The 15,870-nt window shown below is 63.6% G+C and carries 19 protein-coding genes; 7 read left to right on the plus strand and 12 right to left on the minus strand.

All coding sequences use genetic code 11. The features are described 5' to 3' along the window. Window positions 1-174 precede the first annotated feature (174 nt). Window positions 175-1,341 (plus strand): NADH:flavin oxidoreductase/NADH oxidase, encoded by a 1,167-nt coding sequence (locus tag P6U25_RS04310; protein ID WP_407150229.1) that lies wholly within the window; start codon window positions 175-177, stop codon window positions 1,339-1,341. 23 nt (window positions 1,342-1,364) lie between these two features. Next, window positions 1,365-2,294, plus strand: coding sequence for a dihydrodipicolinate synthase family protein (locus tag P6U25_RS04315; RefSeq protein WP_407150230.1), 930 nt, complete (start codon window positions 1,365-1,367; stop codon window positions 2,292-2,294). 16 nt (window positions 2,295-2,310) lie between these two features. Here the strand turns inward: P6U25_RS04315 and P6U25_RS04320 are convergent, their stop codons facing one another. The 7 genes from P6U25_RS04320 to P6U25_RS04350 form a co-directional block, all read right to left on the minus strand. Continuing rightward, window positions 2,311-3,480 (minus strand): cytochrome P450, encoded by a 1,170-nt coding sequence (locus P6U25_RS04320; protein ID WP_407150231.1) that lies wholly within the window; start codon window positions 3,478-3,480, stop codon window positions 2,311-2,313. Between the two features lie 99 nt (window positions 3,481-3,579). Beyond that, the gene (locus P6U25_RS04325) at window positions 3,580-4,374 is read right to left on the minus strand and encodes a helix-turn-helix transcriptional regulator (RefSeq protein ID WP_407150232.1); all 795 of its coding nucleotides are present in this window, start codon (window positions 4,372-4,374) and stop codon (window positions 3,580-3,582) included. An 85-nt stretch (window positions 4,375-4,459) separates the two neighbouring features. Then, complete coding sequence (locus tag P6U25_RS04330; protein ID WP_407150233.1) at window positions 4,460-4,822, minus strand: nuclear transport factor 2 family protein; 363 nt, start codon at window positions 4,820-4,822, stop codon at window positions 4,460-4,462. A gap of 93 nt (window positions 4,823-4,915) precedes the next feature. Then, window positions 4,916-5,236, minus strand: a complete 321-nt coding sequence (locus P6U25_RS04335) for a cupredoxin family copper-binding protein (RefSeq protein WP_407150234.1) — start codon at window positions 5,234-5,236, stop codon at window positions 4,916-4,918. Between the two features lie 12 nt (window positions 5,237-5,248). Next, entirely contained in the window at window positions 5,249-5,770 is a 522-nt protein-coding gene (locus P6U25_RS04340) for a DUF4142 domain-containing protein (protein WP_407150235.1), read from the minus strand. A gap of 91 nt (window positions 5,771-5,861) precedes the next feature. Continuing rightward, window positions 5,862-6,551, minus strand: a complete 690-nt coding sequence (locus tag P6U25_RS04345; protein WP_407150236.1) for an RNA polymerase sigma factor — start codon at window positions 6,549-6,551, stop codon at window positions 5,862-5,864. A gap of 100 nt (window positions 6,552-6,651) precedes the next feature. Continuing rightward, window positions 6,652-7,575: a LysR family transcriptional regulator gene (locus P6U25_RS04350; protein ID WP_407150237.1), complete on the minus strand. Its 924-nt coding sequence runs from the start codon at window positions 7,573-7,575 to the stop codon at window positions 6,652-6,654. Between the two features lie 92 nt (window positions 7,576-7,667). On the opposite strand from P6U25_RS04350, the gene P6U25_RS04355 reads away from it, so the two are divergent. Continuing rightward, window positions 7,668-8,735: a Rieske 2Fe-2S domain-containing protein gene (locus tag P6U25_RS04355; RefSeq protein WP_407150239.1), complete on the plus strand. Its 1,068-nt coding sequence runs from the start codon at window positions 7,668-7,670 to the stop codon at window positions 8,733-8,735. A gap of 59 nt (window positions 8,736-8,794) precedes the next feature. Here the strand turns inward: P6U25_RS04355 and P6U25_RS04360 are convergent, their stop codons facing one another. Both P6U25_RS04360 and P6U25_RS04365 read right to left on the minus strand, forming a co-directional pair. Continuing rightward, window positions 8,795-9,145, minus strand: coding sequence for a RidA family protein (locus P6U25_RS04360; protein ID WP_407150241.1), 351 nt, complete (start codon window positions 9,143-9,145; stop codon window positions 8,795-8,797). Between the two features lie 127 nt (window positions 9,146-9,272). Further along, window positions 9,273-10,724, minus strand: a complete 1,452-nt coding sequence (locus P6U25_RS04365) for a CDGSH iron-sulfur domain-containing protein (RefSeq protein ID WP_407150242.1) — start codon at window positions 10,722-10,724, stop codon at window positions 9,273-9,275. A gap of 101 nt (window positions 10,725-10,825) precedes the next feature. On the opposite strand from P6U25_RS04365, the gene P6U25_RS04370 reads away from it, so the two are divergent. Further along, the gene (locus P6U25_RS04370; protein WP_407150244.1) at window positions 10,826-11,116 is read left to right on the plus strand and encodes a winged helix-turn-helix transcriptional regulator; all 291 of its coding nucleotides are present in this window, start codon (window positions 10,826-10,828) and stop codon (window positions 11,114-11,116) included. A gap of 258 nt (window positions 11,117-11,374) precedes the next feature. Beyond that, window positions 11,375-12,085: an alpha/beta fold hydrolase gene (locus P6U25_RS04375; RefSeq protein WP_407150245.1), complete on the plus strand. Its 711-nt coding sequence runs from the start codon at window positions 11,375-11,377 to the stop codon at window positions 12,083-12,085. A gap of 422 nt (window positions 12,086-12,507) precedes the next feature. Here P6U25_RS04375 and P6U25_RS04380 read toward each other — a convergent pair whose 3' ends face one another. The 3 genes from P6U25_RS04380 to P6U25_RS04390 are packed head-to-tail and all read right to left on the minus strand — an operon-like array spanning window position 12,508 to window position 14,758. After that, window positions 12,508-12,711, minus strand: coding sequence for a hypothetical protein (locus P6U25_RS04380; RefSeq protein ID WP_407150246.1), 204 nt, complete (start codon window positions 12,709-12,711; stop codon window positions 12,508-12,510). An 11-nt stretch (window positions 12,712-12,722) separates the two neighbouring features. Further along, the gene (locus P6U25_RS04385; RefSeq protein ID WP_407150247.1) at window positions 12,723-13,070 is read right to left on the minus strand and encodes a helix-turn-helix domain-containing protein; all 348 of its coding nucleotides are present in this window, start codon (window positions 13,068-13,070) and stop codon (window positions 12,723-12,725) included. Window positions 13,071-13,099: 29 nt separating this feature from the next. Further along, window positions 13,100-14,758, minus strand: a complete 1,659-nt coding sequence (locus P6U25_RS04390; protein WP_407150248.1) for an FAD-binding dehydrogenase — start codon at window positions 14,756-14,758, stop codon at window positions 13,100-13,102. 278 nt (window positions 14,759-15,036) lie between these two features. On the opposite strand from P6U25_RS04390, the gene P6U25_RS04395 reads away from it, so the two are divergent. Continuing rightward, window positions 15,037-15,507: a hypothetical protein gene (locus P6U25_RS04395; RefSeq protein ID WP_407150249.1), complete on the plus strand. Its 471-nt coding sequence runs from the start codon at window positions 15,037-15,039 to the stop codon at window positions 15,505-15,507. 102 nt (window positions 15,508-15,609) lie between these two features. Then, window positions 15,610-15,861 carry a hypothetical protein gene (locus tag P6U25_RS04400; RefSeq protein WP_407150250.1) on the plus strand — a complete coding sequence of 84 codons (252 nt, stop codon included), beginning with the start codon at window positions 15,610-15,612 and terminating at the stop codon, window positions 15,859-15,861. Window positions 15,862-15,870 lie beyond the last annotated feature (9 nt).

The following is a 15,870-nucleotide window of genomic DNA, read 5'->3' on the forward strand; positions in this document are numbered from 1 at the left end:
AACCGGCCAAGTTTGCTGGAGCCGCGGCTTCGATTCCATTGCGGTTGACCTCCCTGTTACCGCCCGTATGCCTCCAGCTCCTATCGCCTGCGTCGTTGGGCGGCTTGCGATGAGGCGGCGAGCCGCCTAGCTTTCCGGCATCATTTTGCCCGCCCTATGCTCCCGCAGGTACTGATGTCGCAGCCGCTTCTGTTTCAGCCGATCACGCTTCGCGGCGTGACCTCCCGCAACCGTATCCTGATTTCGCCGATGTGCCAGTATTCGGCGATCGACGGCCTCGCCAGCGACTGGCATCTCGTGCATCTCGGCAAATTCGCTCAGGGCGGTGCCGGGCTTGTGATGATCGAGGCTGCGGCCGTCGTGGCCGAAGGCCGCATCACCCATGGCGACGTCGGAATCTGGAATGACGATCAGATCGCGCCGCTCGAGCGCATCGCCGCCTTCCTGAAGGACAACGGCGCCGTGCCGTCGATCCAGCTCGCGCATGCCGGCCGCAAGGCCAGCATGCAGCGCCCGTGGTACGGCAACGCCGCGCTCGATGCGGCCGACCGGGCACGCGGCGATCTGCCGTGGCGGACGGTTGCGCCGAGCGCGATCCCGATGGAGGAAGGCTGGCTGATGCCACACGCGCTCGAGGTCGACGAGCTTGCCGCGCTCCGGGAGCAGTGGCGTCTCGCCACTTTGCGCGCGCTGGAGGCGGGGTTCGAATTCGTCGAGGTGCATTGCGCGCACGGCTATCTCCTGCACGAATTCCTGTCGCCGCTGTCGAATCGGCGGACCGACGCCTATGGTGGCGATCGCGCCGGGCGCATGCGCTATCCGCTCGAGATCATCGAGACTGTGCGCGCCGCCTGGCCCGCGGAGCGGCCGCTGTCGGTGCGGATTTCCTCGGTCGACGGCATCGATGGTGGCTTGCAGCTCGACGACCAGATTGCGTTTGCCCGCGAAGCCAAGGCGCGTGGCGTCGATCTGATCGACTGTTCCTCCGGCGGTCTGCTCGGCTCGGCGACCGCGGCGCGGATTCCGCGTGGCTACGGATTCCAGGTGCCCTATGCCGATGAGATCCGCCGCGCTGCCGATATCGCCACCATCGCGGTCGGCCTGATCCTGCATCCGCAGCAGGCCGAGGACATTCTGGCCAATGGCCACGCCGATGTGATCGCAATCGGCCGCGAGGCGTTGTTCGATCCGAACTGGCCGCTGCATGCCGAGCTTGCGCTTGGCGGCGGAAGCGGCGAGATTTTCGCGTCCTGGCCGAAGCAGTATGGCTGGTGGCTGGAACGGCGCGAGCCGGGCCTGCGCAGGCTCGAAGGGCCGCCGTTGCCGTTCCGCAAGGTGTAACAGATCGCGAGCGAGGTTCTGGCATGACTGTTTCCGCAAAGCGCCCCTATCGCGGCGTCTTCCCTGTGGCGCCGACCATCTTCGATGCCAACGGCAATCTCGATCTCGACGGGCAGCGCCGCTGCATCGATTTCATGATCGATGCCGGCTCCCATGGCATCTGCATCCTCGCCAACTTCTCCGAGCAGTTCGTGCTGACGGATGCCGAGCGCGAGACGGTGATGCATGCGGTGCTCGAGCATGTCGCCGGTCGCATCCCGGTGATCGTCACGACGACGCATTTCTCTTCGGCGGTGTGCGCCGCGCGCAGCCGCCAGGCCGAGGCCGCCGGCGCCGCGATGGTGATGATCATGCCGCCCTATCACGGCGCGACCTTCCGCGTGCCGGAGGCGAGTATCTATGAATTCTATCGGGTGGTGTCGGATGCCATCGGCATTCCGATCATGATCCAGGATGCGCCGGTCGCGGGCACCCCGCTCTCGGCCGATTTCCTGGCGCGGATGGCCAAGGAGCTCGCCAACATCAGATATTTCAAGATCGAGGTGCCGATGGCTGCGAACAAGCTGCGCGGCCTGATCGAGAAGGGTGGCAGCGTGATCGAGGGGCCGTGGGATGGCGAGGAAGCGATCACGCTGATGGCGGATCTCGACGCCGGCGCGACCGGTGCGATGACCGGCGGCGGCTATCCCGACGGCATCCGGCAGATCATGGATCCATTCTTCGCAGGCCGCCGTGACGAGGCGATGCAGGCCTATGCGCGTTGGCTGCCGCTGATCAATTACGAGAACCGCCAATGCGGACTGCAGGCCTGCAAGGTGCTGATGCGCGAGGGTGGCGTCATCAAGTCGGACATGGTTCGGCATCCGCTGCAGCCGCTCCATCCGGCGACGCGCGCCGGCCTGATCGAGATCGCGCGTCAACTCGATCCAGTCGTGCTGCGCTGGGGCCGCTGATCACGCCGTTTGGCGGCTATGCGTCCCACATCACCGGCAGATCCAGCAGTCCGCGGAATGCCCAGCCGCCGATCCGCGGCGGCCGGTCCGCAACCAGCCGCAGATTGTTCAGTCGCCCGAAGATCGCGGGCAACGCAACATCGGCTACCATAGCGCGCGAGGCCCACGCGCCGGCGCAGAAGTGCGGACCTGCTCCAAACGCGATGCTCTTGCTGGCATCGCGGCGGACATCGAATTTGTCGGGCTCGTCGAAATGCTTCTCGTCGCGGTTCGCCGAGCCGAACATCAGGAACACCCGCTCATTGGTCTCGAAGGCGATATCCCGGATCGTCCATGGCTTTGCGATCCGGCGCGGCGACATGCCGATCGGCGAAATCCAGCGGGCATATTCCTCGAAAGCCTGCAGCCACGGGATGCCGCCGCTCCTCGCCAGTTCGAGCTGGTCGGGATGGGTCAGCAGCGCCCACACCGTGCCCGCGATCGCGTCGCGTGGCTCGTTCTGGCCGCCGGAGATCGCAAGCTTGATGTTGGCGCGCACGCTCTCCATCGGCATGTCGGTTTGCAGCAACACGCCAAGCAGGCTGAGGTCGGGCGTCTTGCGCAGCACCGGCGCCATGTCGTCGATCGCGGCGTCGATGCCCGAGGTCGCGGCGTGGCAGCGCGCTTCGACGGCGGCATCGCCGATATAGTTGGCGATGCCGTCGATCATGCCCTGCGACCACGCGTTCATGTCCTGGTAGCGCATGTTGGTGAGGCCGGTGATCGATTTCAGGCATTCGGCCGAAAATGGCAGCGCGAAAGCCTGCACGAAGTCGATCACACCGTCGGGCTTCAATTCGTCGAGGATGCGCGTCGCGTGTCCTTGGAACTGCGCGGTCCAGTGCGACCGGACCGTCTTCGGCGAGATCGCCGGGAAGATCGCCTTGCGCTCGTTCATGTGCGCGTCGCCGTCCTTGCGCATCATGTTGTGGCCCATCAGCTTGTTCATCAGCCCTTCGGGCTGGTGCGACGAGAACACGTCGATCTGCTTCTCCGAGATGAAGATATCGTCGCGGCTGCACAGCAGTGTGCTGCCGAGTTGCGGCACAAAGGCGATCGGCGCCTCTCTGCGAATCCGCGCAAGGGTCGGGTAAGGATCTTGCCAGAAGGTGGAGACATCGATGTCGAAATGCGGCGCGGTGCTCACGGCTGATACCCTCAAGGCTCGATCCGCGCGCCAGAATAGGCCGCATCACGCGCGCTGTCTGTCCCTAGGGTTTGGGACAGGCGCCGTCTGGCCGCTTGATCAGTTCAGCCGGCGAGGCGATGCCACGAGGCGCAGCGCGATCGCGAACAGCTCGTTCTGTGAGGAGATGCCGAGCTTGTCGTAAGCGCGCTTGCGGTAGGTGAGGGCCGAATGCAGGCCGATGCCGAGCTCGGCGGCAATGGCTTCCGAGCTGAGGCCGGACAGGATGCGCAGGCAGACCTCCTTCTCGCGCCCGGTCAGCCTGACAAATGGCTCTGCGGCCGCAAACAGGGCCTTCAGCCGGCCCATCGGATCGGTTTCGATGGCGTCGCGCTGGAAATGGCGTGCTACGGCCGCAGTCACCACGGGCGCGATCGCGGTCAGGCGCGCGATCTGGTCGCGGCTGAAGCGGCCTTGCGATGTGATCTGATAGAAGTTGACGTAGAAGCAGGTGTCGTCGACCCAGATCGCCGATGCGAATTTGTCGACGATGTCGGAGTCGTCGAAGAAGATCTTGCGATAGCTGTCGCTGTACATGCGGCGGGCAAAATTCGGCAGCAGGATCGGCGTCGCCTGAGCCTGCCCCTCGAACACGGCATCGCGGTTCGGGTCCGACAGGTGGAAATGCTGGGAATAGGCGATGCCGAGGTCGCCCCCGATCGGGATATTGCCGACGTCGAGCAGGCACGCGGCCGACCGCGCACCCGCAAACGAGAACACCATGCAATGGCCGACGCCGGCGGCGCGGCGCAGTGCGCCGATCAGGGCTTGTGGAAAGCTGTCGCGGCCGATCGCCAGCAGCGCCGGCGTGATGTCGCTGATGGCAGACGTCTTGAAGGCGATAGCTGCCTTCATGGTGTCCTCCCGAGTTGTTTCGGGAAGACTATCAGCGACGTCGCCGGCGTGGAAGCCACAGCGTTTCCGAGCGAGTACCGGTTCGCTAGGCGCCCGGCACCTGGTCGAGAAAGCCGGTGATGCTCCTGATCCGGCCGTCCTTCAGCGTGGCGAAATCGGTGCCCTTGATCGGGCTGTCGACGCCATCAGGTCCGAGACCCCAGGAGAAGCGGACGTGATCGCCGAAGCCGTTCGGCTCACCGATCAGCTTGAACCTGAAGTCTGGAAATTTCTGCTGCACGCCCGCGATCAACGCATCGACGCCCTCGTGGCCGTCGCCGCTCATCAGCGGGTCGATATAGCGGGCGTCCGCGGTCCAGTTCTCGCTCAGCATCTCGCGGCGGCGGCTCGGCGTGCGTTCGTTCCAGAGATCGATGTAGCGGCGGGCAACGGTTGCGTGGTCGGTCATGGTTGTCTCCTTCGATGGTGCCGGATCATTCGGCTGTCCGGACTATCGAAGGTTTGCAGCGCCCGCTCGATTACCTCTGACGTCATGCGGCCGCTACGGTGCAATCTTCAGCACCGCTTTCATGTTGGGATGGTAGCGGCAGTAGTAGTCCACCGTGCCCGCCTTCTTCAGCACCAGGGTCGCGGACTGCTTCGGCGCAAGCGTCACGTCGAAGTTGCCGTTCCTGGCGGTCGCGGTGTGGGCGAAGACGTCCTTATTGACCCATTCGATGGTGTCGCCGACCTTTGCCGAGACCTCGGCCGGCGAGATCACGAGGTTCTCCATCACGATCTGGATGGTGGCTGCATGCGCCGGGACGGCCATCGCGCCAAGCGTGAGCAGAGCAAGCATGGCGAGATGGCGTCCCGACGACATCAGGGAAGCTCCCTATTTCAGGCTGGCCGCAACGTGCTCGGCGTGCTGCTCGTGGCCCTGGAAGATTTTCAGGCCGGTCTGCAGCAGATTCTTCAGCTCGGGATTGCTGGCCGACGGGATCAACTGCGTCTCCAGCGCCGCATTGACGGTCTTGTGGTAGGCGACCTCGTTGTCGACGTAGGCCTTGTCGTATGCAGCGCCTTTCAGCTTCGCGAGCTCGGCGAGCTTGTCGGCCGCCTGCTTCGACAGCGCCTTGCTGGTGTCGTTGTCTTCGGGAGTGACCTTCAGCTTCTTGACGAGATCCAGTGCCTGCTTGTTCACCGCCTCATGGTCGCGCACCATGTCCTTGGCGAAGGCCTTGACCTCCTTGTTGGACGCTTTCGATTCCGCCTGCTTGGCGGCCTTGATGTCGATCACGCCCGCCGTATAGGCGATGTGCGCGATTTGCGGATCGGTGAGCTTTGCAGTCTGGGCGAGCGCAGCGCTGCCCAACAGGCTCAGCGCGGCGACCGCGATGCTCAGTCGAACGAACATGGTTTGACACTCCTGTTGCGCAGGCATGGGCCGGCGCGGGTTGATTGCACAGGAGTTGGATGGCGCGGGCGCACGGAGGTTCCCGAAAATTTTACGCGGTGTAGCCGAGCCGTCTCAGCACCGCGTCCGTCAACCGTTCGCAGCGCCGGCCGGCGAAGGGGAAGGCCTCCATCACCACTGGGCCGATTTTCCGTTCGACGTTGTCGCGCAGCATGGTTCGAGCCCGGTGCAGCCGCGTCTTCACCGTCTCCGGCTTGAGGCTGAGAATTGCGGCAGTTTCCTCGATTGTCATGCCCTCGATCACGCGGGTGATGAAGACGAGGCGGAACGCCTCGGGCAACTCATCGATCGCATGCTCGACCACATGCTGGATTTCGCGCTGGGCCATGGATTTTTCCGGATCGTCCGCTGACGACAGGGGGAACTGGATGATTTGCGCCTCGAGGGCAGCTTGCGGCAGCTCCGACCATTCCACGCTCGCCGATTTGTGGCGCACCCGGCCCAGCGCTTCGTTGATCGCGATTCGCGACAGCCAGGTCGACAGGCTGGAGTCGCCGCGAAACTGATCAAGGTGAGTGAAGGCGCGGACATAGGCGTCCTGCACGACGTCCTCGGCTTCGCCGTCGTTGCGCAGGATGCCGCGCGCCAGCCGGAACAGCCGGCGATTGTTCGCCTGCATGATGGCGCGCACCGCCGACTCGTCCCGGGCGAGCGCGCGTTGCACCAATCCGGCGTCTTCCGTGGCGATCGGGGTGGTGGTCGTGACCTGGACCTGGCGCATGACGGCTCTCATTCTCGCGGCTGATCAGCATTTGATGCCGCTTGCGCGAATAGGTTCCCGGCAGGGTGCTGTTTTGGGAAAATCGGCATCCGGACGGATCCTATGGCTTGATGTAGGCCTCGGGATCGCCGCGCGCATGGGCCTCCATGGCGTCGAGGAAGCAGCGCACCTTGGCGGGGACGAATTGCCGCGCCGGCAGCAGCGCGTGCACGTTCAACGGCTCGCAGGCATGATCCGGCAGCAGCCGGCGCAACTGGCCGGTCGCGACCGCCGCGCGGGTGTAGCTCGCGGTCACCCGGAGCACGCCGTGGCCGGCGAGTGCCGCCTGCAGGCGGACATGCGCGTTCGAACTGGTGAGGCGCGCGCGGTCGACGGCGACGTGCTCGACCCTTCCGCCGGGTGCAGTGATCGCCCATGGCGGATCGCTGGGGCCGGTCAGCAGCGGGAGCTTCTTCAGTTCTTCGAGCGTGCGCGGCTCGCCGAACTTCTCCAGCAGCGCCGGCGCTCCGAACAGACCGCGCTCGAGCGTGAACACCCGGCGGATCACGATGCCGGCTGACGGCAGCGGCGCCTCCAGCATCGCGAACACGATGTCGTAGTTCTCTGCGATCGGGTTGACGATGTCGTGCTCGACGTCGATGCGGATCGACAGCTCGGGATAGTGGCTCATCACCGCGCAGGCCACCGGACCTGCGTGATGGGCGCCGAATTCGTAGGGAGCCTTGATGCGCAAGGTGCCGGCGACGGCGCTGCTCATCGCCAGCGCCTCGCTGTGGGTGTCGTGCAGCGCGGCGAACAGCGGGCGCACCTTGCGATAGATGGTCTCGCCGACGTCGGTCAGCCGCAGGTGCCGCGTGGTGCGCTCGATCAGCCGCAATCCGAGATTGGCTTCCAGGCGCTGCACCGCAGCACTGAGGCTCGATTTGGGGTGCCCGAGCACGCGCGCGGCAGCCGTGAAGCCGCCGTGCTCGACAACTTCGCAAAACAGCTCCCAGTCGCGCCACTCCATGGCTGGATTGTCCATCCCCCGGTACAGTGTGTCCAGCCAAATCGGATTATCCTGGACGTCGCGATCACCTAACCTCGCTGCAACCAACATTGCATCGGGAGGGTGCCTTGACTGACCATGACGGAATTTTCCTGCGCAACGCCTGGTACGTGGCGGCGCTGAACCAGGAACTGATCGACGGCAAGAAGCTGGCACGCACCATCCTGGAGCGGCCGATCGTGCTCTATCGCGGATCGAGCGGAAAGGTGGTCGCGCTGGACGACCGCTGCTGTCACCGCGCCGCCCCGCTTTCGATGGGGCGCATCGAGGGCGATGATATCAGGTGCATGTATCACGGCATGAAGTTCGCCGCCGATGGCAGATGCATCCAGATTCCGGGCCAGGACGCCATTCCCGCCAAGCTCGGCGTGCGCAGTTATCCCGTGGTCGAACGCTACAACATGATCTTCATCTGGACCGGCGACCCCGAAAAGGCCGATCCGAAACTGATCCTCGATTATCCGCCGCTCGAAGATCCGAAATGGCGGGGACTTCCAGGCTACATGCACTACAAGGCCAACTGGCTGCTGATCGTCGACAATCTCAGCGACTTCGCCCATCTCGCCTTCGTCCATACCAATACGCTCGGCGGATCCGAGGAATACGCCTACAAGACCAAGCCGGTCGCGATCGAGAAGCTGGATGATGGTTTCCGTGTCGAGCGCTGGCACATGGGCGCCGAGCCGCCGCCTTATCACCGGAAGGTCATTCCGAACAAAGCCGACCCGGTCGATCGCCGCAATATCGGCCGCATGATCATCCCGGGCATCTTCACGCTCGACACCACCTTTGCGCCGGCGGGGCAGGGCGTGGAGAAAGGCGTTCAGGTTCCGGGGACGCGGCAATATCGCAACGCGCAGTTCATGACGCCGGAGACGCGCTCGAGCACCCACTTCTTCTGGAATTACATGCACGACTTCGACATCGACAACCCGAACATCGCGCTGTCGCTGCGGCATTCGCTCGAGGAGGGCTTCAACGAGGACAAGGACTTCATCGAGGCGCAGCAGAAGGTGCTCGATGCCGATCCGGATTATCAACTGCTCGCGATCGGCGCCGATGCGCCGCTGACCTATTTCCGCTGGCTGTTTGCCCGCAAGCTCGACGCGGAGAAGGGTACGGCACGCGCCGCATAAATGCGAATGGCGCGGCTGCCAGCGGCTGCCGCGCCATTCCAGGCCGTCAATCGTCGCGTCTACTTCGCGGCGACCACCATGATCTCGACGCTGTATTGAGGAGCCGCGAGCTTGGCCTCGACCGTGGCGCGAGCCGGCGTGTTGCCGGGCGAGACCCAGGCATCCCACACCGCGTTCATCTCGGGGAAGGTCTTCATGTCGGTGATGTAGATCGTCGCGCTGAGGAGCTTCGACTTGTCGGTGCCGGCTTTCGCGAGGTGACCGTCGATGATCGACAGGATGTCCTTGGTCTGATCGGTGACGTTGCCGCCGGCGGCCTTGCTGGCGACGACGCCGGCCAGATAGACGGTGTTGCCGTGTACGACGGCCTGGCTCATGCGCGGGCCGGTTTCGAAACGCTGAATGCTCATTTGGCTCTCCACTTCAATGGCGGCAGTTGTCTAGCGCGCCGGCGCGCCCGCCGCCACTGTGCAATTTGCAGCACGGCTCCCGGAAATCGCTTGAAATTGCACCGAGATCGCCTCGGCGCGATCGCGATCAGGTCTGCGGCTTCAGCGCATTGGCCCAGCGCGCGAACAGCGCGATGCGCTCGGCCGGCCATGCACCGTCGCAAGGCATGGTTCCGGCCTCGAGCCGCCTCAAGATCTGCTGACGATGCATGCTGACATCTGCCTCCTTCCAGAGGTCGAACGCGAACAGCATCGAGTTGCGGTCCATCGGACGGAATAGCGGCCGGATGTGCTGTTCGAATTGCACGACCTCGTCGGGACCGGGCAGCGCCGGATTGACCTCGCTTGCCGCCGGTGCGTCGGCAGCCATCGCGGACGGCCGCGCGCCGGGCGTCGCGTTGCAGACCCCCCACCATCGCGGCACCGGCATGTTCGGCGGCGGCTTGGCGTCGGCAGACGAATTCTCCACCGCGATCCGCGAGCCCCATTCGATATAGGCGATAAAGGCGGCGCGGAATTCGGGATCGGACGGCAGCCCGGCATCGTCGGCGCTCTGCATCATGTAGGTGGCCCACAGCGCGCGCTGCTCCGGCCTGATCTGCTTGCCGATATGCTGCGAGATCATCCGCCCATAGCCGCCATAGCGCTCGGTGTAGAAGCGCGGGCCGCCGAACACTTCGCTGAGCCAGGCTGCGACGCGTTCGGGATGATCCGGCGACATCTCGGCGAACAGCGGCGCGAGCAGCGGGTCTTCCGGCACGTAGCGGCTGTAGAAGATCCGCGTCATGTCGAGCAGCGCCGGATAGCCGCCGGTCCATTCGAACAGCGTCGGCTCGCGCAAGGGATCGGGGACGGGATCGCGGAATGCGACGTTCCAATGCATGCCGCTGCAAAACGGCTTGTTCAACGACGACCCGCAACGGCACAGGCTGACATGCTCGCGCGACGCACCCGCATTCTGCACGATGGCGGCGCCGTCCTCATCGACCAGCTCGACATGGCCGGTGACGCGATAGGGGCCGTCCTTCGACACTTCGATCTGCGGCGGCCGGCTGACGTCGGACAGATTGGCTTCGCGCGCAGGGCCAAGGCCGATGCCGAGCGCGCCCGATGGACACTTTCGCACTGTGTTGACGATATCGTCGAGCCGCGCGCCGCTTGGCGTGATGAACGGCTCCTCGCCGAGATGAAACACCGATCTGAGCCGGTCGGTGCAGAAGGCCGAATGCGCGCAGGTGCCTCGGTTGTCGAGGATGAACGCCTGCTGCCCCGCATAGATGTCGAGCTTGTCAGGCACGCGCCGTGCATCCTTGGCATCGGTGAAGCCGTGCCTGAGATGGCTGTTGTCGCAGAACGGCTTGGTCTGCGATTGCCCGCAGCGGCAGAGCCGCACCAGCGCTTCGGTTGCGATGGGAACACCGAGATGATCGACGATCGGAATGCCGCCGTCGGGTTCATAGGGCCCGTCGCGCCTCACGACGATGCGCGGACGCGTCGTGCCTGCGTCGCGCGCAGCCGGGGTGGAGCTGTCCTCTGTCATGCCTTGCTGGTCCTGCTGTTCTCCCAACCCCGCGAAGCGTGCTTAGATGCATCGATGGCCACCCTCAACGAACCAGATGGAAAGTGCGGCGGGAGAACGGGATGATACGCAAGACCAAGCGGAAGTATGGTTGCCCGGTCGAGTTCTCGATCGACCAGCTCAGCGGCAAGTGGAAGACCGTGATCCTGAGCCGGCTGAAGATCCGCCCGATGCGCTACGGCGAATTGCGCCACGACATCCCGCAGCTCAGCGACAAGATCCTCACCGAGCGCCTGCGCGATCTCTGCAATTCGGGCTTCGTCAGGCAGGAGCGCGCCGGCGGCTCCTCGCGCTACTGCCTGACCAAACGCGGCGAGACGCTGAAGCCGATGCTGCAGGCGCTGTACGAATGAGGCGAGGCCAACGCCGATACGTTCGGGGTGCGGTTTCTCAATGCGGAGACGGATTAGGGCAAGATGAGACTAGACTTGTCAGGAGTCCGATTCTCACAACCCGGCTTTCGTCGCCGCCCGACGTCTGTCAGGCGCTGTTCACCTTGTAGCTCATTTGAAGGAACACCCATGACAACGAGGTACGCTCCCAAACAGACAACCACTCGCGGGCATACCGTTCAAATCAACGGCATTGACATGTACTACGAGGAGTACGGAGTGGGAAAGCCTCTGGTACTCTTGCATGGGTTTGGTGGTTGTGTACAGAATTGGCATCCCTTTACTGCTGCGCTCTCCGAGCGCCATCGACTGATCGTTGTGGATCTGCGTGGCCATGGTCACTCCACCAACCCCGAGAACAGGTTCACACATCGGGAAGCCGCCAGCGACGTTTTCCTCCTGCTTGAGAAGCTGGGGGTCGGTCACTTCTCGGCTATGGGCATCAGTTCTGGCGCGATGACACTCCTGCATATGGCAACGAGCCAACCCAGGCGCATCGACGCAATGGTGTTGGTTAGTGCAACGACCCATTTCCCGGATCAGGCCAGGGTGATCATGCGTAGAGCTTCGTTCGGCACCATGCCCGAGGAAGTACAAGAAATGTATCGCGAGTGCGCAAAGCGCGGTGACGAACAGATCAGTCAACTGATCGCACAGTTCAACGCGCTGGGTGAAAACCGCGACGATATGAATTTCACCGCACGGGATCTATCAACCATCACAGCTCGTACGCTTGTTGTGCACGGTGATCGCGACCGCTTTTTTCCCGTTGAAATTGCTATCAGCATCTACCGTTCCATTTCGGATGCCGCCTTGTGGATTATTCCTGGCGGCGAGCACGCTCCTGTTTATCATCCCGCGGTCCCATTCACTTCAACGGCCCTGCGGTTCCTTGATGGGCTGGACAGCAAGTTTCAATCAGCGGTTTAACAAAGCGCTCCAGTCCGCTCATGGCCCATCGCGACATATTGCGCTGCCGAACTAACTTGGCCGCTGTCGGGGCATAGCGGACATTGCCTTCCCTGTATCATGCCGCTGGTTTATGAGTACGCGGCCATTGACCTTCTTGAATTTCTGAAGCCAGAGCCGGAGGGCAAGTATTTAGACGAGCTAGATACCGTGGTCCTACCTCAGGTGAGCGATGCCCTCTTAATGATGGTGCAATTCGAGACCGCCTTGACGCGCTTCAAGGGGCGCTATCAAGGCTACGAGTCTTCCCTAAGATTATATTACTGGAAGACTCCGGAGAACATGGCCAAGTATGCGACCAACCGCGCTCGAAGGTGATAGGTGAATCCGCTTTTTCATATCTGCTCACGAGTTAGACTTCGTCTCGGTTGAGCGTAGGCAGGTCAACCTCTCTTCCCAAAATATTCGGCGAACCAAGCGCGCGGGTCCTTGTTGAGAAGCACCCAAAATCGTCTTTGCTTGTCTGCATCTCTCGCCGCCTGGTCTAGCTCGACTCGCTTCTTCTCAGGATCGGGCACTATTGGACGTGGCTTCTTCATGCTGCCGGGGCTGAACGTCGGCCCGGCATTGTGATGCTTCTTAGCCATGCGCCGCTCCCCTAGAGTCTACCAATCGTTTGATGACTTACACCGAATAGCCGCGCTACATCGGTTTGGGTCTCACCCTCTGCGAGTCTGTGCTTGGCTTCCGTGGTCTGGAGGGGAGTAAGCTTAGGTTTACGGCCAAACTTGACTCTGTCGGCCTTCGCTCTCGCTCTACCCTCGCCAGTTCTCGCTGGGATCAAGCTTCGCTCAGACTCGGCCAATCCTCCTGTACCGCAATCAGCCCGCCCTGCCTGGGCAAGGGATATTTCGCGCAATTTCGGAATATAGGAAGAATGCGCCTGAGTTGCCCGACGCGTCAAGCTGCATTTTCCGAGTGCCGGCGGCCGCCCGCTACTTTGCATGGGGTTGTTTTCGATATTTTGAGCGCGCTTTACCCCACCGCCTTCGCCGCCGCGCGGCCCGCATTGCGGCCCGAGAACAAGCAGCCGCCGAGGAAGGTGCCCTCCAGCGAGCGATAGCCGTGCATGCCGCCGCCGCCGAAGCCGGCGGCTTCGCCTGCGGCATAGAGCCCGCGGATGATTTGGTGGTCGTGTCCGAACACGCGCGAGTCGAGGTCGGTCTCGAAGCCGCCGAGCGTCTTGCGGGTCAGGATGTTGAGCTTCACCGCGATCAGCGGGCCGTGTTCGGGATCGAGGATGCGATGCGGCTTCGCGGTGCGGATCAGCCTGTCGCCGATGTAGCGGCGCGCATTGTGCAGGTTCATCACCTGCGCATCCTTCACGAAGGGATTGGCGATCTCGCGGTCGCGCGCCTCGATCTGGGCCTCGATGCGATCGAGCTTCAACAGGTCGTTGCCGGCGAGCGAATTCATGGCGCCGACGAGGTCGGCGAGATTGTCGCGCACGATGAAGTCGGCGCCGTGCCGCTTGAACGCCTCGACCGGCGCTGGCGCGCCTTTGTTGGTGGCGCGCTTGATCGTCATGCGCCAGCTCTTGCCCGTCAGATCGGGATTCTGCTCCGAGCCGGAGAGCGCGAATTCCTTCTTGATGATGCTCTGGGTCAGGATGAACCACGAATAGTCGTAGCCCGTGCCCATGATGTGGTGCAGTTGCCCGAGCGTGTCGGAGCCCGGAAACAGCGGCGCGGGCAGCCGCTTGCCCGTGGCGTCGAACCACAGCGATGACGGCCCCGGCAGGATGCGGATGCCATGGCGCGGCCAGATCGGATTCCAGTTCTGGATGCCTTCGACGTAGTGCCACATCCGATCGCGATTGATCAGCCGTCCGCCGGCGGCCTCGGTGATGCCGATCATGCGGCCATCGACGTGTTCGGGCACGCCGGAGATCATGAACTTCGGCGGCTGGCCGAGCCGCGTCGGCCAGTTCTGCCGCACCAGGTCATGATTGCCGCCGATGCCGCCGGAGGCGACGATCACCGCCTGCGCGCGCAGCGAGAAGTCGCCGATCACCGTGCGCGAGGAACTCTTGCCGCGCTCGACGGTGGTTGGTTCCAGGATCGCGCCGCTCACGCCGTCAACGGTGCCATTGGTTACGCTGAGCGCGTCGACGCGGTGGCGGAACTTGAAGGTTAACCGTCCGTTGTTGGCGGCCTCGCGCGCCCGCCGCTCGAACGGCTCGACGATGCCGGGGCCGGTACCCCAGGTGACGTGAAAGCGCGGAACCGAGTTGCCGTGGCCCATCGCGTCGTAGCCGCCGCGCTCGGCCCAGCCGACGATCGGGAAGTTGCGATGGCCCATCGCGCGCAGCCAGCCGCGCTTCTCGCCAGCGGCGAAGGCAACGTAGGCCTCGGCCCATTTGCGCGGCCAGTGATCCTCGTCGCGATCAAAGCCCGCGGTTCCCATCCAGTCCTGCAGTGCAAGGTCGACGGAATCCTTGATGCCGAGCCGTCGTTGCTCCGGCGAATCGACCAGGAACAGCCCACCGAACGACCAAAAGGCCTGCCCGCCGAGGCTTTGTTCCCCCTCCTGATCGAGCACGATGACGCGCTTACCGGCATCCGCGATCTCGGTTGCCGCGACGAGGCCGGCGAGCCCGGCGCCAACCACGATCACGTCTGCATCGTCAGCCATTTTCAGTTCTCCCCAGCCCCGCGGCGATTCAAGACCGCCTCATCGCGCGCGGTCAACGTCGAACGGCGCTTGCCGGTGGCGAGGAGCGACCAAGCGGTTGCGGCAAGTTGTTCCAGTTTGGGACCTTGCAGCTTTTCGACTGCAGCGTGCGCGCAACACCCAATTTGAATTTGATTTGAAGAGCCGCGCTCGTCTGGACAAAAATTCAGTCTCGCAACACGCTCTCGCCCATCTTGCATCACAAGACAATCAGATTCGGTTTCGACTGGGGCTGGCCAATGAAGTTGATGACGGGGTTGCTCGCTGCGGTTCTACTGCTGGCGGGAATGGGGGCGTCGCATGCCGTGGTCAGGATCGCCGATGATCGCGGCGGGCGGATCGGAACCTACGTCGACAGATATCAAAATCTGCGCTCGTCGGGCGAGACCGTGATCATCGACGGGCTCTGCGCATCGGCCTGCACCATCGTGCTCGGCGCGGTTCCGCGCAGCCGGATTTGCGTCACCTCGCACGCCACGCTCGGCTTTCATGCCGCCTGGGATTTCGGCGCCAACGGCCGTGCCGTCACCAATGCTGAAGCGACCCATATGCTCTATTCGATGTACCCGCCCGCGGTGCGCAGATGGATCGCCGCGCGCGGCGGCCTGACGCCGCGGATGCTCTTCCTCCGCGGCAAGCAACTACAGGCGCTCTACAAGCCCTGCTATCTCGACGCCCAGGCGTCGGCGGGCAGGCCCGGCTCGCACTGACCGCCGCGGTTGGGCCTCGCCCCGCAATTTGCCGGGAAGTGAGGGCGGGGATCGAGTGTCGAGAGAACCGACGCGTCCTTCCGGTCGCAGCCTCCGCATGACGTGATCGCGCCGACAGCCATCGTGCTTGCCGGCCGGCGGAACCCGCCTTATCTCAAAGCCATGGTTCAGCCGATCTCCGCCCGACTTCACGATATCGCCGGCCCGGCGCAGGGCCGAGTGGCGTCTGCGATCCTCTGGGGCGCTACCGGTATCGGCGGGCTGGCTCTGCTTGCGGCTGCCATGCTCTGGTTCCATTACGGGACTGCGGTGTTCTTCGAAATGATCACCGCCGGCATCTCCGCCTGCTTCTAAGAGAGGACG

Origin of the sequence: Bradyrhizobium sp. ORS 86, assembly GCF_045571475.1 — a bacterium.
Classification (GTDB): Bacteria; Pseudomonadota; Alphaproteobacteria; order Rhizobiales; family Xanthobacteraceae; genus Bradyrhizobium.